Here is a 15,572-nt window from a genome sequence, read left to right as displayed (position 1 = left end):
GCCTTAAGTATTGATGATTTAGTATTAACTAGAATGGCAAAATGTCGCATGATTGTGGCCATTTGTTGCAATTGTTTACAAACCCACTCTAAAAAGGAAGACGAGAAATGCTGGGCTCTAATCGATCGGTATCTGCTATGGCCGTAGTGGATCTTGCTCGCGAGTTATATCAACGCGGTATCGTTAGCGAGAGGGATATTCAGTCCGTTGATGCTAATTTGTTTGTTCAGGTGCAGGCTCTCATAGAGCAGCAAGATTTGAGTCAGCTGATTGAACGTCAATATCCAGAAGTCTGGTTGGTGTCTTTGTGGCACATGGCGGACAAACGCAACCCACATTCTTCTATAGGTGTGGATATTGGTGCGACTGTTTCGCATAAAGCCAGTGGTATAATCAACCACCTCATGCAAAATTGTATCAATTTACAAGAAGTACTGGAGGTTTATTTAAACAGTTCCTCCTTGGTTAATCCTGCAGATACATGGCAAGTTAAGCAAGCCAACAATCAGGTCTCATTAACATTTAGTTTCTTGTCCGACTTTATTTATCCTAGATGTGCCATTGAGCGAAGCATGATCTCGCTTTATCGCTGGGCCTGTTATTACACGGATCAATCACTGCCTTTGTTGTCTGCTCAATTTACCTTTGCAGCACCAGAATACGCACAAGCAATACAAAAACAGCTTCAATGTTCAATAAAATATGGAATGCCTGATAATCAACTTGTTCTACCACAATCCGTGTTGAGCATCAGTTTAAAAAGCAACCAGCCTTATTTGAAAAAAATATTACAGGCAAGAGTGAAAAAACTGATCGAGTCAAACGCATCTGAGCAGCCAATAAGTGATGTTGTTCGGACGTTACTAAAGCAGAATTTGATTTGTTTCAGCTCGCAAGCTGTTACCGCCAATGAACTTTGTATGAGCCGATCCACCTTAAGCCGTAAGCTGAAAAATGAAGGCACCCATTTTACCAACATACTCAACACAGCCCGACAACAACTTGCTATTGAGAATGCTCACTTACCCACAAAACAGATAATTGATAAATTGGGCTTTGCCGATGAGAGTGCTTATTACAAGGCAAAAAAGAAATGGCACTCATCTGAATGACTTTATTTTAGATGACTATATTTTGGATGGGTTAAAATTTTTAACAACGTATCTTCAATACACAGCATAAACTCAGTGCCCTACAGTGTTCGAAGTATGAGTAAGCTTCTTTCAGGTCATCCTCGACCTCTGGTTATATCCATACTTTAATAGAGACCATTGTACTACTGCTGTGCGCGTCAATACAGTGTTAAAAATAGACTCAAAATGCTCATTTATAACCCAATGAGTATGGCTTTGGCGTCCTGCGTCGCCTTACCGCCTACATCCATGTAGGTATCCGCTTGTTCGCCTGTTTTTGCCTCGTCTTGGCTTTGCTCGCGACTCCGTGCAAAGGTCTCTAATCGCATGATGAACCTAATATTTTAGATTTTATCGTTTTCCAATCTGAGCCGACATTTTGATCTGATTCAAATTGTGCCAGTCTATTGTCTAATTCATTTTTTTGGGCTGTAGTGAGCGTTATGGCATCTTGATCACTTGCGACAGAGTCCCAAAGCTGCTGAGCTAACGTTACTTTTTCGCTCGCAGTTAAATCATTTAGTTTCATTGTCGTCACCTAGCAATATTTCATGTCTAAGAAGTATAAAACGATTTAGACTAAATATAACTGATGACAATTCTATCCTGCTATCACTCATTTATATCAATCTGACAAGCAGAACAACTCTTACATAGGATAAAAACGACAATGTCCAACTATGACAAGTTAACGTCACATTACCAAACACTCAGTCACTTTAATCATGCTCAAGCCATGCTTAGTTGGGATGCTGCGGTGAATATGCCATCTGGCGGTAGCGAAGCCCGTTCAAATGCCATGGCTGAGTTATCGGTTCACATTCACCGTTTATCGACGCAACCTCAGCTAGAAGAGTGGTTTGGTAACGCTGAGCAAGAATCCTTCAACACAGAACAAAAAGCCACTGAACAAAAAGCCAGCCTTCGTGAAATGAAACGCCAATGGCAGCAAGCGACCATTGTTCCAGAAGACTTGGTAAAAGCGCAATCTATCGCAGGTTCAAAATGTGAACATGCGTGGCGCTCGCAGCGCCAAGCAAACGACTGGACTGGCTTTGAGAAGAACTGGAAAGAAGTCGTCGCTTTGTCTCGCGAAGAAGCGAAAATTCGTGGCGCTGCATTAGGTCTTACGCCTTATGACGCCATGCTCGACAAATACGAGCCGGGCACCACAACGGCGTCGCTGAATGCCTTATTTACTGATGTGAAAACCTGGTTGCCAGAACTGATTGAAAACGTATTGGAAAAGCAGCGCTCTGAATCCATCATTTTGCCATCTGGCACTTTTTCAACCGCAACCCAAAAAGCCCTTGGTTTAGAAGTGATGAAGCTGCTGAAATTTGACTTTGATCACGGTCGCTTAGACCAGAGTGTGCATCCTTTTTGTGGCGGTGTACCAACCGATGTACGCATTACCACTCGTTATGATGAGAATGATTTCGTGCAAGCGTTAATGGGCATAGTGCACGAAACAGGACACGCGCGCTATGAACAAGGTTTACCAAAAGCCTTTGCGGGCTTGCCAGTGGGTGAACCGCGTTCTATGGGGATTGATGAATCTCAGTCGCTCTTTTTCGAGATGCAAATGGGCCGTAGCAAGCCGTTTATCTCTCACTTGTCACGACTGTCAGCCGACGCTTTTAACGCACACAATGACCCCGTGTTTGCCGAAGACAACCTCTACAAAATCTACACCCAAGTGGAAAAAGGCTTTATTCGTGTCGACGCCGATGAACTCACGTATCCCGCTCACGTGATCATGCGTTACGAGATCGAACGTGACTTGATCAACGGAGTGATAGAACACACAGACGTGCCAGCACTTTGGGACAAGAAAATGAAAGCCTCCCTTGGCATCTCCACCAAAGACAACTACAAAAACGGCTGCATGCAAGACATCCATTGGACAGATGGCGCATTTGGATATTTTCCTTCCTACACACTTGGTGCCATGTACGCTGCTCAATACAAAGCCACCATGATACAAAACGTCGACTTCGGCTTTGATTTCGATATGGCCATCCAAAGTGGCGACCTAAGCCCAATTTTCCAATGGCTAAGCGACAACATTTGGTCACAAGCCTCGCTTCATACCACAGATGAACTAGTGAAGAGGGCGACAGGTGAAACGCTAAATGCCGTGCACTTTAGAAAGCATCTAGAAGGGCGGTACTTGTAGTTAGCAAGCCTTGAAAGTAGGGCAGACTTTAGTGATTTGGCTTGGAAAAAAGCAAACTCCACCGCTCGACACTATCGTTTGACCTCGCTCTAGGCTTTCGCCTTGCTCCTCGCTACTGCACATAAACACCCCGAAACGTAGGACGCGATGAGCGAAGCGTGATCTGCCATTGTTCGTACACGCATAACCCGCTCAATACTACTGCCAAGTTCTCTCCCCTTACCAAGGGGGGGCTAGGATGGGGTTACATAGCTCCGAGCCTGTTTAGCTCATAAATTACCAAAGCGTAGGGCACGATGAGCGAAGCGTGATCTGCCGTTGTTCGTAAACGCATAACTCATTCAACACAGCTGCCAAGTCTCTTCCCCTTTCTTCAAGGGGAAGACGGAAGATGGGGTTCAGAGCCTCCAACCTCATCAATCATTAGGCAAACCAAACATCGCCATAAACCGTCACCCCCCCGCGAATAAACATCGTCATCCCCGCGAAGGCGGGGATACATCCCTCTGGCGTTTATCTTGTTAGTGAAATCCCCCAAAAGTCTTATGGTTTAACTGGGATTTTCATAGTATTGTCAGTTTATCGTAATGGATTAATTGGTATGGATTGCTTGGCTGATATTGATACGAAATCAAAAACATCAGGCTCAAACGATCTAAATTTAAAAGAGTGATACACCACGTTTTGCTGAGTAAAAAAGAGTGATGGCAAGATAGATAAGACCGTGACTTGAAAGTTCTGGGATAGACATCGTTTCGTTTAGATCTGAAGCGGCATAGTCCAGACATACGTTGGTATTTAGCGAGTTATATAACAGGGAAGTCCCTCTATGAAAAAAGCAAATTCCCTATATAGACAACGCTGCCTTTCAACAGTGGGTGAAAGCTGCATTTATGCAGCTTTATAACCCTTAATTGGTACATTATTAAGGAAGAGGTTTTATGGATTGGGAAAAGCTCCTATCAAAAAGAAGATTGAACAAATCAAATGCGTCAAATGAATGTGATATTCGAAGTGAATTTCATAAAGATTATGATCGAATTGTATTTTCTTCAGCGTTCAGAAGATTGGGACGAAAAACTCAGGTACACCCCCTTTCAAACAATGACCATATTCATACTCGTTTAACGCACTCAATCGAAGTTGGTAGTGTCGGAAGGAGTCTTGGGCACAATGTAGGTTCTTTTCTTGAAGAAACCTCTAAACTGCCTCAGGGCATCCAAGCTCAAGAAATAGGCGCGATTGTACAAGCAGCCTGCTTAGCTCATGACATTGGAAATCCACCATTTGGTCATGCAGGAGAGTTTGCTATACGGCATTGGTTCAAAGAAAATGGAGATAAGTTAGCATTGCAATCAAAATGTGAAAGGAATGACTTTGAAATATTTGAGGGCAATGCACAGGGACTAAGAGTCGTAACTAATATAGAGAACAACTATGGGAATGGTGGCTTGAGGCTCACGTTTGCAACACTAGGTACGCTTATTAAATATCCTTGGTTTTCTGATAATGCGCTAGCTGAGAGCAAAGGGAAATTCAATTTCTTTCAGTCAGAAAAGACGATTGTTCAAGATTTAATGAGAGAATTAGGCCTTGAATGTTCAAATAATCAGCAGTACTTGCGCCACCCACTGTCATACTTGATGGAAGCGGCTGATGACATTTGTTATAAGATTTTAGATATTGAAGATGCCTTGGAACTAAACATACTTAAATTTGAAGACGTTTCGATTATTTTTAATAACTTAGCTGGTATTGAAAATGATTACTATTCGGACATTGGCGATGAATTTAGCTCTCGCCGCCGAGTTTCAACAATACGGTCAAAAGCGATAGATAATCTAATTAAAAAAGTAACGAATATTTTCAAGTCAAATTACGAAGATATAATGTCTGGGAATTTTAGTGGTGATCTAATTTCTAGAATGGAAGGGATTGAAAAACGAGGAATAGACGAAGCTAAAAGAATAACTAACAGTAATATATTCCTGCACAGAAGGAAGATTGAACTTGAGCTTGGGTCATATGAAACTTTAGATAGAATACTGTCAGCCTTTGTTTGTGCAGCTAATGAAGTCAAGAGAGGCCAGGTATCATTTAAATCCCAAAGAGTTATGGATTTAATGGGTGTAAACAAATTTACGGATAGTATGAGTTATCATGAATGTTACCTACGTATAACTGATATGGTCTCAGGTATGACAGATAATCATGCAACACATGTAGCCAATCAGTTGCTTGGTCGAGCGTTGTGAATGTAACAGGCTAGGCACCGCGACGCTTTTTTCGTTGCGGCTTTACCTTCATAACAAAGCCGCGCATGCTGGCTAGCGTTAATTTCTAATGGAAGTGTAGTGCCTTCAGTCAGTGAATATTTATAGTTAATTTTTTAAAGCTGAGAGCCCTAAACTAATCAAGGCTATAAAAAAATCGGGGATGCAGTGAAAGGAATTCGTCAATGAATATTCAACAAAAATTAGATGTACGTAAAGCCTTTAAATTGCGTATACATGAGTCAAATGGAAATGCATTCGAAGATTTGTTTTGCGATGTGATGCGTGCATCAAATAAAGGCTTTAAAAAAGTAAAACCACAAGGACGCATTGGTGATAGAAAAAATGATGGATTCATCCCATTAGAGGGAAAATATTTTCAAGTTTATTCTCCTCAATCTCCGACTGGCAATCCCACTTCCGCTACTTCAAAAATCGAAGAAGATTTAGACGGACTAATTGCGTATTGGAGGAATGAGCATAAGTATGATATTAGACACTTCTACTTTGTGTTCAACGATAAATATCATGGTGCCTACCCAGAAATTTATACAACACTAAATAACGTTAAGAATAAGTATAGTCTGGAGGTTTGTGATGTGTTTCTTTCTTCTGATTTAGAAGACATCTTCATGGAGTTGCCAGAGGACAATATTGCTTCAATATGTGGTTATTATCCAAAGCCAGAAGATATCGGGTTTATCGATAATTCAATCGTTGCAGAAATTGTAGGTTATGTATCTAAGAACTACAGTGGTTTTTCTGACTCTCAAACTAATGAACGACCTGATTTTTATAATAAGATACACTTTAATAAACTGGGTAAAAGTACTGCGATGCACCTTAATGTCGGGGCATATCAAGTAGGCTATGTTGATGACTATTTTCGGAGCAATAGTAAGTTTTCCCGCCAGCAGTCTAGAGACTCGTTGAACGAAATGTATCAACACCACTTAAATACTGACAATGCGGGAGCTGCGATAGCTACAGGTTTGCCTGAGTCCGATATAGTGTTTAAAAACATGGTTGATGAAATGTTGCCTGCAAACTTGTCTAATATGCAGAGGCGTGATTACGAAAGAAATGTAATCGCTGTTATGGCTTTCTTTTTTGAGGCATGTGACATCTTTGAGGAGCCACCTGAAGGTTATGACCCGAAGGTGATTGAAAATGCTTAGTCCACAAAAGCACATACGATTGTCTGAGTCACTTTTGGGATTGGGCGCAAATATTCTAAATTTATTGTCTCGTCCACAGACCCCTGAACAAATCTATGACAAGTTGAAGAATCTCAATTTGCTCATTAGTCATGATTTTGAACACATCATTTTAGCGTTAGATTTTTTATATGCATGTGGAGCGATTGAGTTGAATGAACAAGGAAAAATAGTCAAATGCAATTAATTTCTCTAGAAGCGAATAAGCCATCTTTTAACACAGTTCATTTTAACCCCAAGGGTTTAACCCTAATTATTGGGAAAAGCACATCAACTGATAAAAATAATACATACAATGGTGTTGGGAAGTCATTGTTACTCCAGATCGTAAATTTTTGCCTTGGTTCCAACAAAATCCCAGCATTTGAACAGTATTTGTCGGGATGGGAGTTTACTCTTAGCTTCAATATTGGTGATAAAAGGTTTACCGCAAACCGTGCTGCAAAAAATCAGAATAAGATTTATCTAAATGATAAAGAGTTAGGGCAAACTGCTTTCAATGCTGAAATGGAGCGGATGCTTGTAGATATACCTGAAAACTCTCCATATCTTACTTTTAGGACTGTTCTTTCACGTTTTTATCGTACAGGCCGGGGAAGTTATGTATCAAGCCTCACAACTGCGAAAGAGCAGCCATTTTCATCCTTGGTAAATAATGCCTTCTTACTTGAATTAGACCTTGCTTATGCCTATCAAAAACGAAACACGCGGAAGCGTTACCAAGATTTAGAAAAGTTCGAAAAGTCGTTCAAAAATGACCCAGTAATAAGGGAATACTATGCTGGCGATTTGGATGTTGAATTTGAGATTTCTCGATTAACACAAGATGTAAAGAAACTAGAATCTGATATTAAAAACTATAACGTGGCAGCAAACTACGCGTCGATCCAAGCGGAAGCGGATGGTATGGCTGAAACACTGTCACAAATAAAAAACAGGCTTTATTACTTAAACACTAGTATCAAAAATATTAAGCACAGTATGAGCTTATATCAGGATATGGACTTAGAGAAAGTTTATGATCTTTATGGTGAAATTACTGAGCTATTTAAAGAAGGCACGCTACAAACGCTCGAAAATGTCACTGCATTCCATAAAAGTATTCATATTAAACGAAGTGAACGATTAGCTAAAGAGCTTAAGACGTTATCTGCTACACGTTTGGAAGAAGAAAAAAGCAAGAATGAACTGCAGATAGCTTTTGATCAGAAAATGAAGTTGCTGGCAAAAAGTCGAGCGTTAGACTTTTTTGCTGCAATCAATGCCCAATTAACTGAACTAAAGAGTAAGCTTTCAAAGCTGCAAGACTACAAGAATATTTCGTCCCATTCTAAAAAGGAAATGGCAGAGGCGCAAAAGGAATTATCAAGCCAAGAAGTAACTACAATCGAGTATTTGGAAGCTTATAAAGAGCAAGAGCATTCGGTCTATCTAGGATTTAGCGACCTTGCAAATGAGTTTTATCCTGAAGTACCTGCTGGTATTTCAATTAAAAATAACGAGGGTAATAACCAAGAACGATTTAAAATAAGTGCGAAAATTCAAAATGACGCTTCTGATGGAATTAACGAAGTTAAAATCTTTTGCTATGACTTGAATAACTTAATTAATTCCAGAGTTCATTATTTTCAAAGTGTTTTCCATGATAGTAGGATGTTTAGTGATATTGATCCTAGACAAAGGGCTATATTGTTAAAGCTTGCCCACAAATTAACTAAAGAATATGGAAAACAATATATAGCGACTATTAACGAAGATCAATTGACATCTTTAAAAGATGTTCTTGAAGAAGAGGAATTTGAGGAGATACTTGGCACGGTAACGCTAGAGTTAAAAGACGATTCTCCGGAATCTAAGTTGCTTGGTGTTCAGATCGATATGCAATACGAAAAAGACTAACAGTTTGTAGATAATGATACGGTCAATTACGGGCAATCAGGGTCAGAGAGTATTTAGGGTCAGATGAAAAATTAAGATATTAGAGCGTTTTTTATCTGACTCTACATTCAAAAGGTAAATGTGTATGAAGTTTGATTTCCACTTGGGAACGATAGATGACGTTTTAGAGGTTGATACTCAAATACCTGAATTTGATGGTAGAACAACAGCAAATAAATTAATGGCTAAATTAACAGGTAAAGTGCACTTAATTCTCATCGCAAGTCATAATAAAAAGCCAATAGCATACAAAATTGGTTATGAGGTTTCTAATGCTGAGTTTTATAGCTGGCTTGGCGGAGTTGATCCAAATTATAGAAAACAAGGTGTTGCCACTAAGTTACGAGAGCAGCAAGAATTATGGGCTCTTAATCATGGCTATAGTGCCATTAGTGTAAAATCGATGAATCAGTACCAAGCGATGTTACAGTTGCTAATTTCCAGTGGTTATCAAATATCAGGTTACGAAGATAATGGTTGTATTGCCAGTAGTAAAATTAAGTTTATCAAACAGTTAAACTAACAGACATAGTTAACGTTTCAAGCAGGGACTAACAAAGGACGGATAAGGGACGAATATTAGATCCAGATAAAAAATAGCCCTTTTCACCTGGCCCTAAATTCCGCGGTTGATGCCTTTCGTTTGGGCACTTAAAGCCCAAGTCTATAAATCCTCTTTAAAGCTTTTTTAATTTATTGCTTTTGTTCAACTGATATTCGTCAAGGTCGTTGGCGAGAAACAGATTGCCCGAATAATGGGCTTTGGCTTCTTGATAAATGTCGGCGATGGAAGGGGATAGATTCGGGTTGGCTTGGTAGCGAGGGCTAAAGTGTGTTAACACTAAGTTGGGGATGTTAGCTTGCTCGGCAAAGGTCGCCACAAGCTCGGCGTAACTGTGGCCGTAGCTGTTCCCAGACTTCTCAACGATGTCTTTGGTGTACGTGGCTTCATGAACCAGTGCACTGGCTCCATGGCTTATTTGAGACAAGAGTTCTGGCTGGTCATTGTCGCCTGCTACAATGATTTTTTGCGGGTTTTTATCGTATAGTAAATAGTCTTCACAATGGATTAGTTTGCCGTTTAGTTCAACATCTTGCCCCTTTTGTAACTGCCCCCAATGTGGGCCTCTGGGGATGTTGTGCCGTTCCAGTTTTTCCACATCCAAGCGCGGGTTGATGTCTTTTTCGGTAAAACAGTAGGCATAAGAAGGGACTCGGTGAGATAGGGCGACCGTTTCCACACGAATCTTCCTGAACTCGACAGATGGCAGGTCATCAGTACAGACAAACTCAATTTCATAGGGTAGATACAATTGTGTATGTTGCTGAGTCGCTTCCACCCATTCTCTTACACCACTTGGTGCCATAATTTTCAATGGCGCCTTGCGGCCATTCATGGCGGCGCTTGCCAATATGCCTGGCAAGCCATAACAATGATCGCCATGAATGTGAGTGATGAAGATGGCTTGTAAGGCATTGATCGATAAATTGGTATGAAGTATCTGATGTTGCGTTCCCTCACCACAATCAACAAGGTACCAGCCATTGCCTCTTTCTTCGCGTACCGCGAGGCCGGTTACATTACGAGTTTTGGTGGGAACGCCTGCCGACGTTCCGAGAAAGACAATATTCATTTTTTACCTTGATACATAAAGACGGTTTATCTTGCCTAAGCCTAATGCTTTCATGACCAAGCGGCAATCTCGGGTTGTATACACGGCTTATTGTTTGCTTAGATTCAAAAAACACACATCAGTCGCTGCTAAGAATTGTTATCTTCTAAACTCTTCCTGAGCTAAAATACTGGCCTGATTCATACTTCAATACATGAGATTTATAAATGACCGCATTTGATACAAAAGTGGAAGAGCTGATTGCTAAGCATCCCCATTTAACCAAAGACGAAGCTATCAAAATTGTAACTGAGAAAAATAACCGTAAGAAACAGAAGAGAAATGAAAGATCAAATAAAGGCGGTGCAAACAAGGGCTAGCAATACGGCATATAACACTTTGTAAAAACGCGGTTTCGACGTTGTGTCTTAGTACATTCTTGGCGAAATGACACAGTAGAAAAAGGCCCCTTTGTCATGTTGCAAAGGGACCTTTTGCTTAATGTCGTTTAACTTGCCATACGGCTAGCATTGAAAATTTCAATCCAATAACCGTCTGGATCTTTAATAAAGGCAATGTTATTCATTTTGCCATCGCTTAGTTTTTTCTGGAATGGCACACCTAAGGCTTCAAAACGCTGACACGCGCCTTCTAGATCGGGCACATGAAAACCTATGTGACCAAAACCACGAGGATCACTGTTACCATTATGATATTGCGTATTGTCTGGGGTATCGTCCCAGTTATGGGTCAGTTCTAACATGGCAGGGCGACCAAAGGTTTGCGCCGTTCGTTCTGAATCATCGTGACTGATATCAGAGAAATCTTCACCGTGAGTCAGAAAATACAAACTGAATTTCATGTCGGGAAAATCGAGTTTCTTTAATAGCGTCATACCCATCACTCGGGTATAAAAATCGAGTGTGCGCACAGGATCGGCAATGCGCAACATGGTTTGGTTGAATACAACCCCGTTCGTTGCAGGGTCTTTTTCTTCACACAAGCCCTCGGCTTGTTCAAAATGACGACTCATATTTGTACTCCCGTGTGGTAATGAATGTATAACTTAGGAGCTGGGGGCTGGCTGCGAAATTCCAACCCCTGTATGGCGTGAATGGCTTAATATGCCAGCGCCATTTCAGCCATTTTCATGGTATTTTCAAATGACGCACAGCCTGCGATAAATAAGCCGTTATGACAGAACATGGCATCGTCTAAACCGGTGACGTCTTGTAGTTCTTTATCAGACAATCCTGCCCATGGAGCGGGTAGTTTTTTACGGTCTTCAAACGAGCCTAGTTCGACTGGCACGGTTTGTATGCGCCACTCTCCTGTTTGGGACGGATAAACCATAAACAAGGCATCTTGCGACAACTTAAGCACGGTGGTTTTCCATGGTGTGTATTGTTCTAACACGATGACTCTTGGATCTTCGGCTTTTTCGATTGCGTTGGCGACGATGGTTTTTGCGTTCACGCCACCGCTTGCTGCGGCGATGAATCGAGTTAATATGCGAGATGCAAAGGCAACCGCTTCATCGAAACAGGCATCAAAATCGCCTTCTTCTTGCCATGTAGGATTAAACATTGAGATGGTTTGGCTCAGACTAATGCCTGTTTGTACACCTTCTACGTGTCCGCAATCGATGGCGTCGATGGTAGATACTAAATTTTTATCCAGTGAGTTAGCGACTTCTTGATCGCCTGCACATATTTCTAGGCCGTACTTTTGCCAAATCAACCCAAATGATGAAAACGGGATGCCGTTTTCTCGTGCGCCGGCGCCGCCTTTTTGGTGATGATCAAAACGACCTTTGTCTGCGTCGTAAATGCCGCCTACGTCGACCACAATGTCGGCTTTGGCTATGATTTCTAAGTCACGTGTACGAATTAATTCTACAGACGGAAAAATGCTTTTAAGTGCGGCTACAGCAAATACGTCGTCTGCATGAAAGTTTCCATTGTGCGTTGCGATTACTTGAGTTTGTTTGTTCATTCTATAGTCTCTTTGATTGATATCATTTCACTTAACAGCACACACGTACTAAAGAACGGCATTTTACGGGGTTTTAATGGAGGGTGACACCCTTCGTTTCAACAGTATCGAGGATTGGTATTCGTAATAGCCGAGATGGCAGTGGAAGTGTTGTCTCGGCTTTTGTTTTTTATCGACTAAATCTTATTCCTGCCAAATTTCAACTCGGTTACGGCCTTGCTCCTTGGCTCGATATAAAGCTTGGTCGGCGAGTCGGAGTAAATCAGGATAGTTTTCAACTTGATGGGCAAAGGCCACGCCCATGCTGACGGTCATTTTGAAGTCGTCAGCAATATCGCTGTAGTCGAAGTCTTCAATGCAATGGCGGATATTTTCGCAATACGCGGCGGTATCTTCAACAATTAAGTTTTCTACCACTAAGGTGAATTCTTCACCGCCCCAACGAGCCGCATGAACCTGATCGCCCGCAAGCTGTTGAAGCTGAGTCGCTAGGGCTTTTATTGCGGTGTCTCCAATAAGGTGAGAGTAATGGTCATTGATTTTTTTGAAGTGATCTATGTCCATAATGATCAACACCAATGACGATTCTTGTTGCTTGGCCTGAATGAATTTTTCGCTCAGCCAACGATCAAAGGCGCGACGATTTGGTAGTCCAGTTAGTTGATCTTCGTTAGCTTGGCGTTGAAAATCTTCCGATTGTCGACGCAAGGCGTAGGTTTGTTTTTCAACGAGCGCCTTTAGGCGTAACTCACTTTTTCTTAGGCGTTGTAAGCGCCAACGTAACCCGCCCGCTAAAATGACTAACACTAAGAATGCTAAGCTGATTTGCACCTCTAAGCGCTGCCAGAAGTGAGGCAAAATAGTGAAAGTATAAACTTGATTCGCATTTTGCCAATCGCTGTAAGGGTAGCGAGCGCTGACCAGAAATTGGTAAAGACCAGGGGCAAGATTTGTGTATTCTGCGATGGTGTTTTTGCCCCGTAATGCCCAATCCTTTTCAAAGCCAATGAGGTAAGTTCGATACTCTATTCGCGAAGACATCACGTAGCCTAAACCAGCGTAATGAAACACGATTCGGTTTGTACCCGCTGGTAAGACATTGTTTTTATTGGGTGACAAATCGTTCCCGTCGGCTGAGATGGATTCAATTGCGAGAGGCAAACGGGCAGTGTTTTTTTGAGAAATGGTCGAGCTGTTTATCATGGTGACCCCTTTAGCGGTCGCGAACCATAATTTACCATCGGGCATCGCAATAGCGGCTGGGTTTGAGCCGCCATTTGCCTGCGCACTTGCCATGCCATCGCTTTCTGAAAAATGCTCGAACGCTATTTGGCTTTGACGACCTTCTACCACAGCATGAGCGACGTGGTAATCAATGCGCCAAATGCCGCGGTTACTGGTGAGCCAAAGGCCATTAACGTTGTCGTAAACGACTTGAAAAAGTTTATCGATAGGCAAGCCAGTTCGTCGGCCAATTAAGCCTAAGGTGCCGTCTTGTTGTTTATAACGAATCAAGCCTCGGTCAGATGCAATCCAAACAAAGCCAGGCTCCACCCAAAAACCAAATGCGTATTCTGCCTCTTCTTGGCTGTGGATAGGGATAATCTCAATGCCACTGGCGCTTATTTTGGCAACGCCAAGGCCAGTTCCAACCCAGATCTGGCCTTGGTCATCTTCAGCCAACGCCAAAATATAATTGTCAGGTAGGCCGTATTCACGGGTGAATATTTGCTGGTGTCCGGTAGGATCTTTTCGAACCAATCCATTGGTTGTGCCGACCCATAAATTTCCCTGACTGTCTTCTAAAATGGCTCTTACTTCATCACTTGGTAAGCCATTATTATGAGTAAGCTGAGACGATAATTGCCCATCTTGCCAGAGCATTAAACCATTAAGATAGGTACCGACCCAAATGCCACCTTCGCGACGTTTAGCAAAACTGAGAACTGAAACGGGATAATTATTGTTTTGCGCGGCACTGGCAATATTATTACGAATAAGGCTTAGTCCTTCACTGGAACCGACCAACACTGAGCCGTCATCAAGGTCGATGACGCTGCGCACATAATTGCCCACTAACATTCGCTTATTTGTCCAAGTGGTAAATGGCGCTTTTCGCAGTCGCATCAGGCCGCCATTAGTGCCAACCCAAATGCTGCCTTCTAGATCTTGTAAAATCGACAGAACACGATTATTTGGTAAGCCAGATTGAGTATCAAAACGCTCTAGCTGGTTATTACTCAGCCGAAAAAGGCCTTTTTTGGTTGTGCCTAACCATAGATTGTTTTCGTCGTCTTCCATTAACGAAGTGATCGCTTCCCCCGCCAAATTTGGATGTAGCAATAGAGCTTTGTCTTTTTCTAGGAGGTAGGCACCTCTGTTTGTCGCTATCACAAGTTGTTTATCATGGGTTTCAATCAGAGTATAAACATGTAGATTGAGTAAGTTATATTGAGCGAGTACTTCTTGTTTATCTTGGCCATTAACTTCATATAAGCCGTTATTCGTTGCTGCCCAAATTCGTCCTTGACTGTCTTCTAATAATCGAGATGTACTGATATTAGGTAGAACCCATTGCTCTTTTTTCTCGGTGTTATTTGTTTCAGTTTTAGGACGCAAATATACGCCTAAACCTTCAACAGCAATCCAAGTATTACCAGCTTTATCTATGAGTAAATGATTCACCATACTTTGCGCTGGCAACTGTGGTTTCCAGTCCGTATTTTGGCGATAAGTGATGCTGCCTCTTACGCCAGCAACCCATAAACCATTTTGATCATCAGAGACCAGTGCGCGTGTTCCAGAATCTAGAATGCCAGTTTGTTTAGAACGTTCGTAAAAACGAAATTCGCGACCATTGTAACGTGCCACGCCTTCCCAGGTGGCGAACCATAAATAGCCATCCGAAGTTTGCGCAATGGCGTTGATGCTGTTGTGAGGTAGACCTTCTTGAGTGGACCAAGTGTCTCTGAAATAATCTGTCAGTAGTGTTTTTGCTTGTGCAACACTTGCCGTTAATATCAGCATTATCCCTAACAATGATGTCATCATTTTTTGCTGATTGATAAGCGTCATTTTTCCCTCATACTTATACAAATTACTAACATCGAGCCTGATGATATTTCGCTAAACCGCCATGTGAAGCGACGAGAATGGCAGCCTATTCGTTAATAACGCGCTAATGTAAATTAAATCCGAAAAAGGCCAGTGACCCCCAAAATTGT

Annotated in this window: 14 protein-coding genes; 8 read left to right on the top strand and 6 right to left on the bottom strand. The window is 41.8% G+C overall.

Annotated elements, in window-relative coordinates; all coding sequences use genetic code 11:
- Nucleotides 1-107 precede the first annotated feature (107 nt).
- Nucleotides 108-1,112, top strand: coding sequence for an AraC family transcriptional regulator ligand-binding domain-containing protein (locus ACO05V_RS16250; RefSeq protein WP_421853798.1), 1,005 nt, complete (start codon nucleotides 108-110; stop codon nucleotides 1,110-1,112).
- 215 nt (nucleotides 1,113-1,327) lie between these two features.
- Here the strand turns inward: ACO05V_RS16250 and ACO05V_RS16245 are convergent, their stop codons facing one another.
- Together ACO05V_RS16245 and ACO05V_RS16240 are read right to left on the bottom strand one after the other, a co-directional pair.
- Nucleotides 1,328-1,462, bottom strand: a complete 135-nt coding sequence (locus ACO05V_RS16245; RefSeq protein WP_421853795.1) for a hypothetical protein — start codon at nucleotides 1,460-1,462, stop codon at nucleotides 1,328-1,330.
- Entirely contained in the window at nucleotides 1,453-1,662 is a 210-nt protein-coding gene (locus ACO05V_RS16240) for an addiction module protein (RefSeq protein ID WP_421853791.1), read from the bottom strand. Before ACO05V_RS16240 ends, ACO05V_RS16245 begins: the two co-directional genes overlap by 10 nt.
- A 141-nt stretch (nucleotides 1,663-1,803) precedes the next feature.
- On the opposite strand from ACO05V_RS16240, the gene ACO05V_RS16235 reads away from it, so the two are divergent.
- The 6 genes from ACO05V_RS16235 (at nucleotide 1,804) to ACO05V_RS16210 (ending at nucleotide 9,263) form a co-directional block, all read left to right on the top strand.
- The gene (locus tag ACO05V_RS16235; protein WP_421853788.1) at nucleotides 1,804-3,312 is read left to right on the top strand and encodes a carboxypeptidase M32; all 1,509 of its coding nucleotides are present in this window, start codon (nucleotides 1,804-1,806) and stop codon (nucleotides 3,310-3,312) included.
- A 941-nt stretch (nucleotides 3,313-4,253) separates the two neighbouring features.
- The gene (locus ACO05V_RS16230) at nucleotides 4,254-5,567 is read left to right on the top strand and encodes a deoxyguanosinetriphosphate triphosphohydrolase (RefSeq protein WP_421853785.1); all 1,314 of its coding nucleotides are present in this window, start codon (nucleotides 4,254-4,256) and stop codon (nucleotides 5,565-5,567) included.
- Nucleotides 5,568-5,770: 203 nt separating this feature from the next.
- Nucleotides 5,771-6,763: an ABC-three component system protein gene (locus ACO05V_RS16225; RefSeq protein WP_421853782.1), complete on the top strand. Its 993-nt coding sequence runs from the start codon at nucleotides 5,771-5,773 to the stop codon at nucleotides 6,761-6,763.
- Nucleotides 6,756-6,989, top strand: a complete 234-nt coding sequence (locus ACO05V_RS16220; protein ID WP_421853779.1) for an ABC-three component system middle component 6 — start codon at nucleotides 6,756-6,758, stop codon at nucleotides 6,987-6,989. Before ACO05V_RS16225 ends, ACO05V_RS16220 begins: the two co-directional genes overlap by 8 nt.
- Complete coding sequence (locus ACO05V_RS16215; protein ID WP_421853775.1) at nucleotides 6,980-8,701, top strand: DUF2326 domain-containing protein; 1,722 nt, start codon at nucleotides 6,980-6,982, stop codon at nucleotides 8,699-8,701. Before ACO05V_RS16220 ends, ACO05V_RS16215 begins: the two co-directional genes overlap by 10 nt.
- Nucleotides 8,702-8,825: 124 nt before the next feature.
- Nucleotides 8,826-9,263, top strand: a complete 438-nt coding sequence (locus ACO05V_RS16210) for a GNAT family N-acetyltransferase (RefSeq protein ID WP_421853772.1) — start codon at nucleotides 8,826-8,828, stop codon at nucleotides 9,261-9,263.
- Between the two features lie 154 nt (nucleotides 9,264-9,417).
- Here the strand turns inward: ACO05V_RS16210 and ACO05V_RS16205 are convergent, their stop codons facing one another.
- Complete coding sequence (locus ACO05V_RS16205) at nucleotides 9,418-10,374, bottom strand: ribonuclease Z (RefSeq protein WP_421853769.1); 957 nt, start codon at nucleotides 10,372-10,374, stop codon at nucleotides 9,418-9,420.
- 206 nt (nucleotides 10,375-10,580) lie between these two features.
- Here ACO05V_RS16205 and ACO05V_RS16200 point away from each other — a divergent pair, with 206 nt between their 5' ends.
- On the top strand, nucleotides 10,581-10,733 hold the full coding sequence (locus tag ACO05V_RS16200; protein WP_341584184.1) for a hypothetical protein: 153 nt from the start codon (nucleotides 10,581-10,583) through the stop codon (nucleotides 10,731-10,733).
- A 128-nt stretch (nucleotides 10,734-10,861) separates the two neighbouring features.
- Here ACO05V_RS16200 and gloA read toward each other — a convergent pair whose 3' ends face one another.
- The 3 genes from gloA to ACO05V_RS16185 all read right to left on the bottom strand — a co-directional run bounded on the left by gloA (nucleotide 10,862) and on the right by ACO05V_RS16185 (nucleotide 15,423).
- Nucleotides 10,862-11,386 carry a lactoylglutathione lyase gene (gloA, locus tag ACO05V_RS16195; protein WP_421853765.1) on the bottom strand — a complete coding sequence of 175 codons (525 nt, stop codon included), beginning with the start codon at nucleotides 11,384-11,386 and terminating at the stop codon, nucleotides 10,862-10,864.
- Between the two features lie 86 nt (nucleotides 11,387-11,472).
- Nucleotides 11,473-12,348, bottom strand: coding sequence for an MYG1 family protein (locus tag ACO05V_RS16190; RefSeq protein WP_421853762.1), 876 nt, complete (start codon nucleotides 12,346-12,348; stop codon nucleotides 11,473-11,475).
- Between the two features lie 183 nt (nucleotides 12,349-12,531).
- The gene (locus ACO05V_RS16185; protein ID WP_421853759.1) at nucleotides 12,532-15,423 is read right to left on the bottom strand and encodes a two-component regulator propeller domain-containing protein; all 2,892 of its coding nucleotides are present in this window, start codon (nucleotides 15,421-15,423) and stop codon (nucleotides 12,532-12,534) included.
- Nucleotides 15,424-15,572 lie beyond the last annotated feature (149 nt).

The sequence above is a fragment of the Marinomonas sp. genome (assembly GCF_965225885.1).
GTDB lineage: Bacteria > Pseudomonadota > Gammaproteobacteria > Pseudomonadales > Marinomonadaceae > Marinomonas.
This window is presented reverse-complemented; position numbering and strand designations above follow the sequence as displayed.

Bases quoted from the DNA above. Each gene is read 5' to 3' on its own strand.
- ACO05V_RS16250 (WP_421853798.1), top strand. From the start codon at position 108: ATGCTGGGCTCTAATCGATCGGTATCTGCTATGGCCGTAGTGGATCTT.
- ACO05V_RS16245 (WP_421853795.1), bottom strand. From the start codon at position 1,462: ATGCGATTAGAGACCTTTGCACGGAGTCGCGAGCAAAGCCAAGACGAG.
- ACO05V_RS16240 (WP_421853791.1), bottom strand. From the start codon at position 1,662: ATGAAACTAAATGATTTAACTGCGAGCGAAAAAGTAACGTTAGCTCAG.
- ACO05V_RS16235 (WP_421853788.1), top strand. From the start codon at position 1,804: ATGTCCAACTATGACAAGTTAACGTCACATTACCAAACACTCAGTCAC.
- ACO05V_RS16230 (WP_421853785.1), top strand. From the start codon at position 4,254: ATGGATTGGGAAAAGCTCCTATCAAAAAGAAGATTGAACAAATCAAAT.
- ACO05V_RS16225 (WP_421853782.1), top strand. From the start codon at position 5,771: ATGAATATTCAACAAAAATTAGATGTACGTAAAGCCTTTAAATTGCGT.
- ACO05V_RS16220 (WP_421853779.1), top strand. From the start codon at position 6,756: ATGCTTAGTCCACAAAAGCACATACGATTGTCTGAGTCACTTTTGGGA.
- ACO05V_RS16215 (WP_421853775.1), top strand. From the start codon at position 6,980: ATGCAATTAATTTCTCTAGAAGCGAATAAGCCATCTTTTAACACAGTT.
- ACO05V_RS16210 (WP_421853772.1), top strand. From the start codon at position 8,826: ATGAAGTTTGATTTCCACTTGGGAACGATAGATGACGTTTTAGAGGTT.
- ACO05V_RS16205 (WP_421853769.1), bottom strand. From the start codon at position 10,374: ATGAATATTGTCTTTCTCGGAACGTCGGCAGGCGTTCCCACCAAAACT.
- ACO05V_RS16200 (WP_341584184.1), top strand. From the start codon at position 10,581: ATGACCGCATTTGATACAAAAGTGGAAGAGCTGATTGCTAAGCATCCC.
- gloA (WP_421853765.1), bottom strand. From the start codon at position 11,386: ATGAGTCGTCATTTTGAACAAGCCGAGGGCTTGTGTGAAGAAAAAGAC.
- ACO05V_RS16190 (WP_421853762.1), bottom strand. From the start codon at position 12,348: ATGAACAAACAAACTCAAGTAATCGCAACGCACAATGGAAACTTTCAT.
- ACO05V_RS16185 (WP_421853759.1), bottom strand. From the start codon at position 15,423: ATGACGCTTATCAATCAGCAAAAAATGATGACATCATTGTTAGGGATA.